Origin of the sequence: Amnibacterium sp. (assembly GCF_025463795.1) — a bacterium.
Taxonomy (GTDB): Bacteria; Actinomycetota; Actinomycetes; order Actinomycetales; family Microbacteriaceae; genus Amnibacterium.
In genome coordinates this window covers 1-13905 of the sequence record NZ_JAODBE010000007.1, presented here as the reverse complement: position 1 = coordinate 13905, position 13905 = coordinate 1, and the positions used below count along the sequence as shown (strand labels likewise).

The following is a 13905-nucleotide window of genomic DNA, read 5'->3' as shown; positions in this document are numbered from 1 at the left end:
AGCCCCCGTGCCCGTGATCGTCGTCGAGGTCATGCCGAAGGCGGAGCTGCTCGATCCCCAGGGCAAGGCCGTGGCGGGTGCGCTCGGCCGGCTCGGCAAGGACCGGTTCGCCGGCGTGCGCGTCGGCAAGCGGTTCGAGCTGACGGTCGAGGGACCGGTCGACGAGGCCGCACTCGCGGACGCGCGCGAGGTGGCCGAGACGCTGCTGGCCAACGGCGTGATCGAGGACGTCGTGCGGGTGGCGGAGGCGACCGCGTGACCAGGATCGGCGTCATCACGTTCCCGGGCTCCCTCGACGACGGCGACGCCAGGAGGGCGATCCGCCTCGCGGGCGCCGAGCCGGTGCGGCTCTGGCACGGCGACCACGACCTCGGCGGCGTGGACGCGGTCGTGCTGCCCGGCGGCTTCAGCTACGGCGACTACCTGCGGTGCGGTGCGATCGCCGCGCACTCGCCCATCATGCGCGAGGTCCGGGACGCCGCGACCCGCGGTGTGCCGGTTCTCGGCATCTGCAACGGCTTCCAGATGCTCACCGAGGCGCACCTGCTGCCCGGCGGCCTCGTCCGCAACGACCACGGCGCCTTCGTCTGCCGCGACCAGCGGCTCGCCGTGGAGTCGACGAGCACGGCCTGGACGCGGGGCTTCGATCAGGGTGAGCAGATCGTCGTTCCGCTGAAGAACGGGGAGGGCGGCTACGTCGCCGACGCCGACACCGTGGCCCGGCTCGAGGACGAGGGACGGGTGGTGTTCCGGTACGTGGACATCGACCCGAACGGATCCGTCAACCACATCGCCGGCGTCGCGAACGAGGCCGGCAACGTCGTGGGCCTCATGCCGCACCCCGAGCACGCGGTCGAACCGGGCTTCGGGCCGGACACCGGTGCCGCCATGCGGTCGGGGGTCGACGGCCTGCGGATCTTCCGATCGGTGCTCGAGAGTGTTCTCGCGGGCTGAGACCCGACTCCGCGGGGCTCCTCCGCGCGCCCCGCGGGCGACGGGCGGGCACCGCCCCCGCGCCTAGGCTGATCTGGCCGACCACGAGCGATCAGGGAGCCGGATTGACGCTGGAGCAGACCGCCGTCGACACCGTCGAGCGGGCCAGGGCGACGCCCGAGCGGGAGCAGCCGTCCGCCGCGCTCGGCCTCACCGACGACGAGTACGCGCGCATCCGCGAGATCCTCGGCCGCCGCCCCACCTCGGGTGAGCTCGCCATGTACTCCGTCATGTGGAGCGAGCACTGCTCCTACAAGTCGAGCAAGCAGTACCTCCGCCGCTTCGGGGAGCGCGTGACCGACCGGATGCGGGAGCACCTGATGGTCGGGATGGGCCAGAACGCGGGCGTCGTCGACGTCGGCCGGGGCTGGGCGGTGACGTTCAAGGTCGAGAGCCACAACCATCCGTCGTACATCGAGCCGTTCCAGGGTGCCGCGACGGGGGTGGGCGGCATCGTGCGCGACATCATCGCGATGGGGGCCCGGCCCGTCGCCGTCATGGACCAGCTCCGCTTCGGCGACCTCGCCGAGGCCGACACCCTGCGCGTCGTGCACGGCGTCGTCTCGGGCATCAGCTTCTACGGCAACTGCCTCGGCCTGCCCAACATCGGCGGCGAGACCGTCTTCGATGCGGTCTACCAGGGCAACCCGCTCGTGAACGCCCTCTGCGTCGGGGTGCTGCGGCACGAGGACCTGCGGCTGGCGAACGCCACCGGCACCGGCAACCTGATCGTGCTGTTCGGCGCCCGCACGGGCGGCGACGGGATCGGCGGCGCCTCGATCCTCGCGTCCGACACCTTCACGGCGAGCGGTCCGACGAAGCGACCGGCGGTGCAGGTGGGCGACCCGTTCGCCGAGAAGGTGCTCATCGAGTGCTGCCTCGAGCTCTACGCGGGCGGCCTCGTCGAGGCCATCCAGGACCTCGGCGCCGCCGGCATCAGCTGCGCGACGAGCGAGCTCGCCGCGAACGGCGACGGCGGCATGCGCATCGACCTCGACGCCGTGCTGCTGCGGGATCCCACGCTCACGGCGGAGGAGATCCTCATGTCCGAGAGCCAGGAACGGATGATGGCGGTCGTCGCGCCGGACAAGCTCGAGGGCTTCCTCGCCGTCACGGGTCGCTGGGACGTCGAGACGAGCGTGCTCGGTGAGGTGACCGACACCGGCCGGCTCGAGATCACGTGGCGCGGCGAGACGATCGTCGACGTGGACCCCGCAACCGTCGCCGTCGACGGTCCCGTGTACGACCGGCCCGTCGCCCGGCCGGCGGGGCTCGACGCCCTGCAGGCCGACTCCGCGGCTCGGCTCCCCCGGCCCGTCGAGGCCCCCGCGATCGCGGAGCAGCTCCGGGCGCTGCTCGGCAGTCCGAATCTCGCCGACGTGCGGTGGATCACCGATCAGTACGACCGGTACGTGCTCGGCAACACCGCGCTCGCGTTCCCCGACGACGCCGGCATGATCCGCGTCGACGAGGAGAGCGGCCTCGGCGTCGCGATCTCCACGGACGCGAACGGGCGCTACTCCGAGCTCGACCCCCGCGCCGGCGCCCAGCTCGCGCTGGCCGAGGCGTACCGCAACGTCGCCGTGACCGGCGCCCGCCCGCTCGCCGTCACCGACTGCCTGAACTTCGGCGCTCCGACGAATCCCGAGGTGATGTGGCAGTTCGCCGAGACGGTCGACGGCCTGTCGGAGGCCTGCCTCGCCCTCGAGGTGCCGGTGACGGGCGGGAACGTGTCGCTCTACAACCAGACCGGCGACCGGGCGATCCATCCGACGCCGGTCGTCGGGGTGCTCGGCGTGATCGACGACGTCGCGAAGCGGGTGCCGAGCGGCTGGCAGGACGACGGCCTCAACCTCTACCTGCTCGGGGAGACCGCGCTCGAGCTCGACGGGTCGGCCTGGGCGCAGGTCGTCCACGGCCACCTCGGCGGCCGCCCGCCCGCCGTCCGGCTCGAGGCCGAGCGCTCCCTCGCCGGCCTGCTCGCCGCGGGTGCGTCCGAGGGGCTGCTCGCCGCCGCTCACGATCTCTCCGAGGGCGGCCTCGCGGCGACGCTCGCGGAGGGCGTGCTGCGGTTCGGCGTCGGCGCGCGGGTGTGGCTCGACGAGGTGCTCGGCCGGGACGGCGTCGACGCCGCCACCGCCCTGTTCAGCGAGTCGACCGCCCGCGTGCTCGTGGCCGTGCCGCGCGAGGAGGACGTGCGCTTCGTCGGCCTCTGCGCCGGCCGCCGCGTGCCGGCGATCCGTCTGGGGGTGACCGACGCCGAGAGCGGCGCGCTCGAGGTGCAGGGCCTGTTCACCGAGCGGATCGAGGACCTGCGGCGCATCCGGTCGGGCGTGCTCCCCGCCGCCCTGGGGCCTGGGCCCACGTTCGCCGGTTCCTGAGCGGCGCGGAGCGACGGTCAGGCGGTGCGAGCGGGGTTCGTCGGCGGCCGACCTCAGGTCAGGTCGTCGAAGTCCCCGCGGGCCCACCCGATGTAGCGGTCGGCCGAGCGCTGCACCACCGCCCTGGCGCCGCCGGGTACCACCGACCCGAAGTTGTCGATCAGCCGGTCGAACGCGAGCGCCCCGACCGCGTCCGCCATCCGCCGCACGACCGCCGTGGAGAGCGGCAGGTGGTTGGGGTAGCTGCGCTGGAAGGTGACGAAGCGGTCCGGCGTGACGAGCATCGTGTCGCCCGACAGCAGGACGCCGCGGCCGTCGTGCCCCGCCATCCGCACGACCGCGCTGCCGGGGAAGTGCCCGCCGATGCGGTGCAGGACGAGTCCGGGCAGCACCTCCTCCTGGCCGTCCCAGAACCGCACCGCGTCGCCGGTGCGCTGCAGCCACTCGCGGTCCGCCGCCGCGACGTGCACAGGGGCGTCGCCGAACCGGCGCGACCACTCGAGCTGCACGCCGAACATGTGCGGATGGCTCGAGGCGATGGCCGCGACCCCGCCGGCACGCTCGACCTCCGCGGCGAGCACGTCGTCGAGAAAGCCGGTGGGCTCCCAGAGCAGGTTGCCCGCCGGCGTCGCCACGAGCAGAGCGTGCTGGCCGATCCCGACGCCGGGGTCGGTCGTGATCGCGACGATTCCCGGCTCCAGCACGGTGAGCGCACCGCGACGATCGACGGCGAGCTCGTCGAGCGTCGTCCAGCGCTGGCCCGTGGCCGGCACGTACTGGCGCTCGTCCGCGCAGATCGGGCACACGTCCGGCAGCGGGCCCTCGGACGGCTGCTCGACGGCGCACGTCGCGCAGAGACGGACCGTCACGGCCCCGGCCTCCGCCGGCGGATCCGCACCCCGCCCGCGGTCGTCGCGTAGTACACCGCCGCGAGCAGGAAGAGGCCGACCGCGAGCAGCGGCAGGGAGCCCGCGATCACGATGCCGCAGCTGTAGGCGACGAGGCCGAGGACGCTGCGCTTCAGCTCGTGCTTCGCGGAGGTGGTGTCCCACCCGGGCTCGAGCAGCTCCGGATGCTTCGCGAGGTGGTGCCAGATCCCCACCCACGGGGCGGTCGCGGCCGCGAAGACCAGCGCGTAGGTCGCCGCAGCGATCCGGACGTCCGGGCTGAGGAAGCCGTTGTGCTCGAGGTACTCCGCGAGCAGCGCGTTCGGGAACGGCGTGAAGGACACGAGCAGCAGCAGGATCAGGTTCCACCACTGGATCGTGCGATCGACCCGGCGGATGCGCTGGAAGACCCCGTGGTGGTTCAGCCAGATGACGCCGACGGTGAGGAACGTCGCGAGGTAGGAGAGGTAGGACGGCCAGTTGCCGAGGAGCGCGGGGAGCAGGCCGCCCGGCCCGAGGTCGCTCCGCTGCGGCACGTGCACCTCGAGCACGAGCAGGGTGATCGCGATGGCGAAGACGCCGTCGCTGAACGCCTCGGTGCGCGCGGTCGGCGACAGGCGGAGGTCCGGCTCGGCCTCCTCGTCGACGGGGAGCGCCGCGCCGTCCGGTCGGGCTGCCGATTCGGTGCTGATGGGCAGGATCGTAGGCCCGGCAGCCGTCCCACCGCAGCGGCCCGCGTCGCGCCGTTCCGGAGGAACCGGAGGACACGCCGCCCCTGCACCGCGGGAGGCGGCGTGTCCCGCAGGAACTCCGGAACGGCGTCAGACGCGTCAGAGGCGGTCGCGCTCCGCTGCGGTCGCGGGGACGAGCGGGATCGCGGCCGCAGGGGTGAGGGCGACGACGAGGAACGCGAGCGGATAGCCCAGCCAGCCGATGAGGGCGCCGACGAGCGGCCCGACCCCGGCGGCGGCGAGGAACTGGCCGGTGTTCTGCACGCCGAGCGCCCGTCCCGCCCAGTGGGATCCCGCACCTTCGGCGACGGCGGTGAAGGCGAGGCCGTTGTCCGCCACGGACACCGTCGCCGCGATCACGTAGACGACCGCGGCGGCGGCCGGCAGCAGGCCCGCGGCGATCGCGAGCAGCACCATCACCGCGAGCGCCGCGACCGCGACGATCCGCAGCGGCCCGATCCGGCTGGCGGCCCGATCGCTGAGCGCCCCGACGAGCAGCCGGCCGATCGCCCCGGCCAGCTGCGCCGCACCGACGAGCAGCCCCGCCGGCAGGACCTGCCAGCCGAGTCCGGCGACGAGCCAGACGAGCCCGAACGTCGACAGGGTGAACTGCGGGACCACGAGCAGTGCCGAGACCGCGTGGATCCGCCAGAGGTAGCCGTCGCCGCGGTAGGGGTTGCGCCCGGTCACCGCCGTGCGCACGCCCCGCGGCGGATCGATGATCACGAACAGGCAGAGCACCGCGGCTGCCGCGCACAGCGCGGTCGGCGGCAGCACGGCGGTGCCGAGACCGGCTGCGGCCCCGAGCTGCGGCACGGTGAGCGCGGCGATCGTGACGCCGAGCGGCTGGCACATCTGCCGGATGCCCATGGCGAGGCCGCGGCGCTCCTTCGGGAACCAGCCGACGACGACCCTGCCGCTGGCCGCGTTCGCGCAGGCGGACGCGGCCCCCGCGGCGAGCAGGAGGAGGCCGAAGACGGCCGGCCCGGCGGGCAGGGCGGCGAGGCCGCCGAGCACGGTCGTGGCCGCGAGGCCCGAGACCAGCACCACCCGCTCGCCGAACCGGTCGGCCGCCCAGCCCCATGCGACGAGCGTGAGCACGAGTCCGAGGTTCGGCGCACCCGCGATCAGGCCGGCGACCGGGAGTGGCAGGTGCTGCCGCTGATGCAGGACGGGGAGCAGCAGCGCGGGCGCTGCGACGAGCGCGGTCGTCGCGGTCTGCGCGAGAACACCGACGGCGAGGATCGTCCAGGCCCGGGCCGCGGAGACGGTCCGGGCCCGGACGACGGGAGCCGTCACGCCTGCTGCACCGCCTGCGGCTGGGCATCGGGCGACTCGGGCGTGCGGGTCTGCTCGCCCGGCCGCTGCCAGGCCGCCATCGTCGGCCGCACGAACACCGCGGCGGCGACGGCGCCGACCAGCACGACGATCGCCGGCAGGATCAGCGCCTCCGACATGGCGGCGGTGAAGCCGTCGTGCAGGAACGCGGGCAGCGGGCCGCCGAGGGTGAAGTCGGACGACGACGCCCCCTGGCCCGGCCCGTGCGGGAGGTCGGCGACGAGCCGCGACTGGATGAGCACCGCGACCGCCGCGCTGCCGATGACGCTGCCGATCTGCCGGGTCGTGTTGTAGATGCCGGAGCCGGCACCCGCCTCACGCGGCGGCAGCCCGCGGGTCGCCGTGGACGACACCGGCGACCAGGTGAGGGCGTTCGCGAAGCCGAGCACGACGGCGGGCAGCAGCAGCCAGCCCCACGCGATGTCCGGGGTGAGCATCCGCGAGTACAGGAACAGCGCCCCGCTGAACAGCACGAGACCCGGCACCGCGAGCAGCCGCGGGTGCACCCGGTCGACCAGCCGCCCGACGACGGGTGCGAGGCCGATGTTCAGCACCGCCATGGGAGCGAGCATCAGTGCCGACTGGGTCGGCGTCATCCCGCGCACGACCTGGAAGTAGAACACCAGGGGCAGCGACAGGCTCGTCACGGTGAAGCCGACGGCCGTGATCACGACGTTCGCGACGGAGAAGTTGCGGTCGCGGAAGAGGTGCAGCGGCACGAGCGGCTCCCGCTTCGTCAGCGCCTGCTGCAGGACGAACACGGCCAGCACGACGACGCCCGCCACGATGAGGCCCCAGACGCTGATCGGCCCGGTGATCACGCCCCAGTCGTAGGTCTGCCCCTCCTGCAGGCCGAAGACGAGCAGGAACAGGCCGACCGCGGAGAGCAGCACGCCCGGGATGTCGAAGCGGTGGTGATGCGTCGGCAGCGCCGGCACGAACCGCGCGGCGAGCACGAACGCGGCGATCCCGATCGGCACGTTGACGAAGAAGATCCACTCCCAGCCGAATCCGTCGACGAGCAGGCCGCCGAGGATCGGACCCACGAGGGTCGCGACGCCGGCGGTCGCGCCCCAGAGCCCGAGGGCCTGTCCGCGGCGCTCGGGCGGGAAGATGCGGGTGATGACGGCCATCGTCTGCGGCGACATGAGCGCGCCGCCGATGCCCTGCACGACCCGGGCGGCGATCAGCACGCCGATGGTGCCCGCGAAGCCGCACCAGGCGGAGGCGAGCGTGAAGATGACGAGGCCCGTCAGGTAGAGGTTCTTCGGGCCGAACCGGTCGCCGAGGCGACCGGTGATGAGCAGCGGCACGGCGAACGCCAGCAGGTAGGCGCTCGTCACCCAGATCACCGAGTCGATGTCGGTGTGCAGACCGCGGAGGATCGCGGGGTTCGCGACCGACACGATGGTCGTGTCGATCAGGATCATGAAGAAGCCGATGATGAGCGACCAGAGGGCCGGCCAGGGCTTCACTTCGTGGGTCATTGGACTCCGTGGGGTTCGGTGACCGGAGGATCCGGCCAGGAGAGGTCGCCCGATTCGATGCGGGCCACGAGCGTGGTGAGGTGGTCGATCTCCGCCGTGAGCAGTACGCGGGTGTACGGGAGGTCGAGCCAGAAGGCCTCTGGGAGCTCCTTGCCGCGAACGATCCCCTCCCCCGCCGCGATCTCGGCCTCCTGCCCGTGGAGGGCCACGAGGCGGCGGCGCAGCCGCGCGACCACCTCGTCGCGGGGGAGGTTGTGGGCCTCGCCGAGGGCGAGCGGGAATCGGGGGTACTCGGGAGCGGGGGCGGCGAGCGCCTGACGCACCCAGTCCCCCAGCGCATCCACGCCCTCGGCCGTGATCGCATAGGTGGTGCGCTCCGGCCGGTTGCCGGCGCGCTCCGTGCCGACGGGCCGCACGAAGCCGTCGGCGTGGAGCCGGTCGACCGCGTGGTAGAGCGATCCCGGCCGCACCTTGATGAGCCGGTCCTCGGACCGGGCGAGCAGCAGCTGCACCATCTCGTACGGATGCATGGGCCGTTCGAGCAGGAGTCCGAGCACGGCGACGGCGAGCGGGCCGATCATCGTCACTCCTCCCGGTCGATTATTCCATCCGGAATAGTACCTGCGGATCATCCAGCCGGCCACCGTCACGAGCACCCCAGCAGGAGGAATCCAGTCGCGCAGACCCGTCCTGCTGGAGGGTGCTCGGGCGCCCGCCCCGTCGAGCCGGCCGTTCAGGCGCGGGCGCGGTCCTCCGCGATGCGCTCGTGGTGATGGATGACCTCGGCCACGATGAAGGAGAGGAACGACTCGGCGAACGCCGGATCGAGGTGCGACTCCTCGGCGAGCGCCCGGAGGCGCGCGATCTGCTGGCGCTCCCGGTCCGGATCCGCCGCAGGCAGACCCGCCGCGGCCTTCAGGTGGCCCACCTGCTGGGTGCACTTGAAGCGCTCCGCGAGGAGGTGCACCAGCGCCGCGTCGATGTTGTCGATGCTCGCGCGGAGGGAGGCGAGCTCGGTCACGGCGTCGTCGGAGATCCCCGGATCGCTCATGCGTCGACCCTAGGACGTGCGCCCCGACCGCACCCGCCCGCCCGCTTCCCGAGGCGAACCGGCTCCGGGCTCACCGCCGGTGGCAGGATGACTGCGGATCCCGACAGGAAGGGCGGCCCTCCCGCGTGGACACAGCGGCTTCCGGCGCTCCGGTCTCCCCCGTGCTCGTCGGCCGTGCCCGCGAGCGCGCCGCCATCGCCGCGACCCTCGAGTCGGCCCGCAACGCCGAGACCGGTCTCGTGCTGCTGTCCGGGGAGGCGGGCGTCGGGAAGACCCGCCTCGTCGATGAAGCAGCGCGGCTGGCCGAGGGCGCCGGCATGCGGGTGCTCTCCGGGCACTGCGTGCAGCTCGGCGCGGAGGGCCTGCCGTTCGCACCGCTCGTCGAGGCCCTCCGTGATCTCACCAGATCGACCTCGCCAGAGCGGCTCGCGGATCTGCTCGGGCCGGCGCGGCGCCTCCTCCCCCGGCTCCTGCCCGGCCTGGACCAGCCCGCCGAAGCGCCTCCGGCCGAGGGGTCGCAGCTGCTGGAGCTGGTGCTCGGCCTCCTCGTGCGCCTCGCGGCCGACCAGCCGCTGCTCGTCGTCCTCGAGGACCTCCACTGGGCCGACCGCTCCACCCTGGATCTCGCGGCCTACCTGGTGCAGGCCCTCAGGGCCGCGCCGATCGCCCTCCTGTACACGTACCGCTCCGACGAGCTCCATCGCCGTCACCCGCTGCGGCCGCTCGTGCTCGGCTGGGACCGGATGCGGGCGGTCCGTCATCTGGAGCTCGACCGGTTCGACCTCGACGACGTGCGGACGCAGATCGCAGCGATCCTCGGGACCGAGCCGGAGCCGCGGGTGCTGGAGACGATCTTCGCGCGATCGGAAGGCAACGCCTTCCTGGTCGAGGAGCTGGTCGGGGTGGTCCAGGCGGGTGGCGACCCCGACGGGCTGCCGCCGAACCTGCGGGATCTGCTGCTCGCCCGCGTGGACGCGCTCGGCGACGAGGCGCAGCGGATGCTCCGGCACGCCGCGGTCGCTGGACCGGAGGTCGACGAGCCCCTGCTGCTCGCCGCCGCCGAGGCGTCGCCCGAGACGGGGCTCGCCGCCCTCCGGGAGGCCGTCGACGCCCACCTGCTCGTCGTCGCAGGCCCCGGGTACCGGTTCCGGCACGCCCTCGTCCGGGACGCCGTCTACGACGACCTGCTCCCCGGTGAGCGCGGCCGCATCCATGCGGCGTTCGGCGCCGCCATCGAGGCCCAGCCCGGCCTCGTTCAGGACAGCACGACCCGAGCCGCCGCCGCCGCCCACCACTGGTTCGCGGCGCTCGACCTGCCGCGGGCCCTCGTCGCCTCCGTCGAGGCCGCGCGCCTGTCCGTCGGCGGCCTGGCCCCTGCCGAGGGTCTCACCCACTACGAGCGGGCGCTGCAGCTGTGGCCCCGCGTCCCCGACGCCGCGGATCTCGCGGGCGCCGACCGTGCCGACGTGCTCCTCGCGGCGGCGGACGCCGCGCACCAGAGCGGAGCCGTCGACCGGGCGCTCGCCCTGCTCGCGCTCGTCCCCGAGGAGCTCGGCGACGGCACGCAGGAGCGGCGAGCAGCAGTGCTCCACCGCAGGGCGCGGGTGCTGCGTGATCTCGGCCGCATCCCCGACGCGATCGAGATCTGCACCGAGGCCCTCGCGCTGCTGCCGGCCGCGCCCGCGACCGAGCTCCAGGCGGCGATCCTCGGTGCGCTCGCGAACCTCCACATGCGGTCCTCCGCTCCGGAGCAGGCACGCGAGGTGGGGCGCCTGGCGGTCGAGGCGGCCCGGGCCGCCGGTGCCAGGGCGGAGGAGGCGGACGCGAGGTTGACGGTCGGTGTGGCGACCACCTGGCTCGGCGAGTTCGACGATGCGCTCGACGAGCTCCGGGCGGCGATCGGGCTCGCCCAGGAGGCCGGCGCGGTGTTCACGACCCTGCGCGGGGCGATCAACCTGTCCCACGTCCTCGAGATGCAGGGCCGCTCGGCGGAAGCCGCGGCGGTGGCCGACGAGGGGATGGCGGTCGCGGAACGGAGCGGCCTCGTGCGGACCCTCGGCGACTACCTCGCCGGCAACCTCGCCGAGTCCCTGCTGCACGTCGGTGAGTGGGCGAGAGCCGAGCAGGTGATCGAGAGAGCCCTCCGCACTCGCCCGGAGGGGATCTACGCCGCCACCCTCAGCGACGTCGGAGCCCAGCTCGCGGCGCTGTCGGGCCGTTGGGCGGATGCCGCGCGGAGGTTGCGGGACGCGACCGCGATGGTCGGCGACATCGACGACGAGCAGTTCGCCCAGCCCCTCGCCTGCACGGCGGCGATGCTGCTCGAGCACGACGGGGATCCCGCGGGCGCCGTCGAGCGGCTGCTGGCTGCAGCCATCGACGAGCCGTGGTCCTCGCCGTACGCGTGGCCGCTCCTGTGGCTCGCCGCCCGCATCGACGCCGATCGGGTGCTCGCAGGAGGGCCCGGTGAGGAACGGATCCCCCCGCTCGTCGCGCGGATCGGCGACGCCACGCCACCGCAACGGGCCTACCTCCATCTCGCCACGGCCGAGCAGGCGCGAGCGGAAGGCTCCGCCACCCGCGACACCTGGCACCGGGTGGCGACGTCCTGGGCGGAGCTCGGCTGGCCGTATCCCCACGCCTACTCGCTCTACCGTGCCGGCGAGGCGGCGCTGTCGGAGGGGCAGCCGGAGTCCGCCGCGGCGGACCTCGAGGAGGCGGCAGGGGAGGCGGCACGGATCGGCGCCGCCCCGCTCGCGGACTCGATCGCCGCGCTCGTCTCCACCGCAGGGCTTCCGCTGCCCGGGCGCGGCACCGCGGCATCGGCCGTCGAGCGGCGGCTCACGACCCGGGAGCTGGAGGTCCTGCGGCTGGTCGCCGCCGGGCGATCCAACCCGCAGATCGCCGCCGCGCTCTTCATCAGCCCGAAGACGGCGAGCGTCCACGTGTCGAACATCCTCGCAAAGCTCGAGGTCGGCACCCGCACGGAAGCGGCCGGGTTGGCGCAGCGCGTAGGGCTCCTGACCGCCGACTAAGGCGGCCGGGCGGCTGCTCAGGGACGACGGGCGGCTCCTCAGACGGTTCGCCCGGCTGAGGATGCGGCGATCGCCCGATGTGGGGCGCCCCTCCTCATCCCGAGGCTCGAGGGACACGAACCCCTCCTGCCGTAAGGAAGCCGCCATGCGATCCGCACTCCGATCCCCGTCGTTCCGCCGCCTCGCGGCCGCCCTCGCCGCCTCGCAGTGCGGCGACTGGCTCTACAACGTCGCCCTGCTCGTCTTCGTGTTCGACCGCACGCACTCGGTGCTCTGGGTGAGCGTGACCACGGTGATGCGTGTCCTCCCGATCGTCGTGCTCGGTCCGCTCGGCGGGGCCCTCGCCGACCGGTTCGACCGCCGCCGGCTGATGATCCTGTCCGACGTCCTCCGCGCTGCGCTCATGCTCCTGCTCACCGTCGTCGTGGTGAGCGGCGCACCGGTCGTTCTCGCCCCGGTGCTGGCCGGCCTCGCCACGGCGGCGTCCATCGCCTACCCCCCGGCGACCGCCGCGAGCACGCCGAAGCTGGTCCCCGCCGCAGACCTGCCCGGCGCGAACGCGGTCCGCTCCGTGATCGGCGCCGGGTCGGTCCTCGCCGGACCGGCGATCGGCGCCCTGCTCCTGACGCTCACCGACCCGGCGGCCCTCTTCGCGATCAACGCCGCGACGTTCGTCCTCTCTGCGCTGCTCATCGCGGCGATCCCTGCCGGCCCCGCGTTCGCCCCCGCCGGTGGCGCAGGCGAGGACCCGCTCCTGCGGCAGCTCGCCGAAGGACTGCGGGAGCTGCGCCGGCACCCCGTCGCCGCGCGCTTCGTCGGCGCCGACATCCTCTGCAGCGTCCTCTACGGCGCGGAGACCGTGCTGCTCGTCCTCGTGAGCCAGCAGGACGGCTGGGGGGACCACGGATACGGGCTCCTGCTCGCCGCGACCGGCGCCGGCGGCGTGATCGGCACGGCGCTGGTCAGCCGGCTCGGCCGGTTCTCCCGGGTCTCCCGCATCGTCGCGGTCGCCCTCCTCGCCGCCGGAGCCCCCCTCGCACTGATGGCCTCGGTCCCTGCGCTCGCCCTCGCCCTCGTCCTCTGCGCCGTGAACGGCGCGGGCGCGGTGATCGTGGAGGTCTTCACGGAGACCGCGCTGCAGCAGCAGCTCGACGACGCCGTCTTCGGTCGCGCCTACGGCTTCGCCTTCCCCGCCTCGATCGGCGGGATCGCCCTCGGCTCGCTGATCGCCGCCCCGCTGGCGGGACTGCTCGGCCTCGCCGGCGCCCTGCTCGTGCTGGCGGCCGGCGTCTGCATCTACGCCGTCGTGCTGATCACCGCGCGGCCGGCGTCGCGGATCGCCGTGGTGCCCGCGACCTGACCGAGCCGCCGCTGGAGGACGACGGGTCGTGCGCCTCGGCGCGCGGCCCGTCGATCAGTCCAGCAGGTCGCGGCGCACGACGACCGCGTCGCGCGAGGGGCCGACCCCGATCACCGAGACGGGCGCCCGCATCATGCCCTCGAGGGTGGTGACGTAGTCCTGCGCCGCCTGCGGCAGGTCCTCGAAGCGGCGCACTCCCGTGATGTCCTCGCTCCAGCCCGGCAGCTCCTCGTACACCGGGACCGCGTGGTGGAAGTCGGACTGCGAGACCGGCACCTCGGTGATCCGCCGGCCGTCGACCTCGTACGCCACGCACACCGGGATCGTGTCGAGGCCCGTGAGCACGTCGAGCTTCGTGAGCACGAAGTCGGTGACGCCGTTGATCCGCTGCGCGTACCGGGCGATCGGGGCGTCGAACCAGCCCGTGCGCCGCGGCCGGCCCGTCGTGGTCCCGAACTCGAAGCCTTTGGAGCGCAGGAACTCGCCGGACGCGTCGTGCAGCTCCGTCGGGAACGGGCCCGCCCCGACCCGGGTCGTGTAGGCCTTGCAGACGGCGATGATCCGGTCGAACCGGTTCGGCGCGACGCCGGACCCCGTCGCCGCACCACCGCTCGTCGCGTTCGAGGACGTGACGAACGGGTA

Annotated in this window: 12 protein-coding genes; 5 read left to right on the top strand and 7 right to left on the bottom strand. The window is 73.8% G+C overall.

From position 1 onward, the window contains the following. Nucleotides 1-7: 7 nt before the first annotated feature. The 3 genes from purS (at nucleotide 8) to purL (ending at nucleotide 3374) form a co-directional block, all read left to right on the top strand. Nucleotides 8-259: a phosphoribosylformylglycinamidine synthase subunit PurS gene (gene purS, locus JWQ92_RS00820; protein ID WP_297342560.1), complete on the top strand. Its 252-nt coding sequence runs from the start codon at nucleotides 8-10 to the stop codon at nucleotides 257-259. Beyond that, on the top strand, nucleotides 256-954 hold the full coding sequence (gene purQ / locus JWQ92_RS00815) for a phosphoribosylformylglycinamidine synthase subunit PurQ (protein WP_297342559.1): 699 nt from the start codon (nucleotides 256-258) through the stop codon (nucleotides 952-954). Before purS ends, purQ begins: the two co-directional genes overlap by 4 nt. 104 nt (nucleotides 955-1058) lie before the next feature. Beyond that, nucleotides 1059-3374 (top strand): phosphoribosylformylglycinamidine synthase subunit PurL, encoded by a 2316-nt coding sequence (gene purL / locus JWQ92_RS00810; protein WP_297342558.1) that lies wholly within the window; start codon nucleotides 1059-1061, stop codon nucleotides 3372-3374. A gap of 53 nt (nucleotides 3375-3427) precedes the next feature. On the opposite strand, the gene JWQ92_RS00805 is transcribed toward purL, so the two are convergent. The 6 genes from JWQ92_RS00805 to JWQ92_RS00780 all read right to left on the bottom strand — a co-directional run bounded on the left by JWQ92_RS00805 (nucleotide 3428) and on the right by JWQ92_RS00780 (nucleotide 8868). Beyond that, nucleotides 3428-4243: a hydrolase gene (locus JWQ92_RS00805; protein WP_297342557.1), complete on the bottom strand. Its 816-nt coding sequence runs from the start codon at nucleotides 4241-4243 to the stop codon at nucleotides 3428-3430. Further along, the gene (locus JWQ92_RS00800; protein WP_297342574.1) at nucleotides 4240-4878 is read right to left on the bottom strand and encodes a TMEM175 family protein; all 639 of its coding nucleotides are present in this window, start codon (nucleotides 4876-4878) and stop codon (nucleotides 4240-4242) included. Before JWQ92_RS00800 ends, JWQ92_RS00805 begins: the two co-directional genes overlap by 4 nt. A gap of 213 nt (nucleotides 4879-5091) precedes the next feature. Then, nucleotides 5092-6291: an MFS transporter gene (locus JWQ92_RS00795; RefSeq protein WP_297342556.1), complete on the bottom strand. Its 1200-nt coding sequence runs from the start codon at nucleotides 6289-6291 to the stop codon at nucleotides 5092-5094. Next, a complete protein-coding gene (locus tag JWQ92_RS00790; RefSeq protein ID WP_297342555.1) occupies nucleotides 6288-7817 on the bottom strand; it encodes a DHA2 family efflux MFS transporter permease subunit in 1530 nt (509 codons plus the stop codon). The genes JWQ92_RS00795 and JWQ92_RS00790 overlap by 4 nt, the downstream gene beginning before the upstream one ends. Further along, on the bottom strand, nucleotides 7814-8398 hold the full coding sequence (locus JWQ92_RS00785) for a PadR family transcriptional regulator (protein WP_297342554.1): 585 nt from the start codon (nucleotides 8396-8398) through the stop codon (nucleotides 7814-7816). The genes JWQ92_RS00790 and JWQ92_RS00785 overlap by 4 nt, the downstream gene beginning before the upstream one ends. A gap of 152 nt (nucleotides 8399-8550) precedes the next feature. Then, the gene (locus tag JWQ92_RS00780) at nucleotides 8551-8868 is read right to left on the bottom strand and encodes a chorismate mutase (protein ID WP_297342553.1); all 318 of its coding nucleotides are present in this window, start codon (nucleotides 8866-8868) and stop codon (nucleotides 8551-8553) included. Nucleotides 8869-8993: 125 nt separating this feature from the next. On the opposite strand from JWQ92_RS00780, the gene JWQ92_RS00775 reads away from it, so the two are divergent. Both JWQ92_RS00775 and JWQ92_RS00770 read left to right on the top strand, forming a co-directional pair. Beyond that, nucleotides 8994-11903: a helix-turn-helix transcriptional regulator gene (locus tag JWQ92_RS00775; RefSeq protein WP_297342552.1), complete on the top strand. Its 2910-nt coding sequence runs from the start codon at nucleotides 8994-8996 to the stop codon at nucleotides 11901-11903. A 145-nt stretch (nucleotides 11904-12048) separates the two neighbouring features. Then, entirely contained in the window at nucleotides 12049-13263 is a 1215-nt protein-coding gene (locus tag JWQ92_RS00770) for an MFS transporter (RefSeq protein ID WP_297342551.1), read from the top strand. Between the two features lie 54 nt (nucleotides 13264-13317). Here the strand turns inward: JWQ92_RS00770 and JWQ92_RS00765 are convergent. Then, on the bottom strand, nucleotides 13318-13905 hold a 588-nt coding region (locus tag JWQ92_RS00765; protein ID WP_297342550.1), incomplete at its 5' end, for an adenylosuccinate synthetase.

What these genes read in the sequence shown, in the direction of transcription:
- JWQ92_RS00790 (WP_297342555.1), bottom strand. Translation starts at nt 7,817, where the DNA reads ATGACCCACGAAGTGAAGCCCTGGCCGGCCCTCTGGTCGCTCATCATC.
- JWQ92_RS00770 (WP_297342551.1), top strand. Translation starts at nt 12,049, where the DNA reads ATGCGATCCGCACTCCGATCCCCGTCGTTCCGCCGCCTCGCGGCCGCC.
- JWQ92_RS00785 (WP_297342554.1), bottom strand. Translation starts at nt 8,398, where the DNA reads ATGATCGGCCCGCTCGCCGTCGCCGTGCTCGGACTCCTGCTCGAACGG.
- JWQ92_RS00780 (WP_297342553.1), bottom strand. Translation starts at nt 8,868, where the DNA reads ATGAGCGATCCGGGGATCTCCGACGACGCCGTGACCGAGCTCGCCTCC.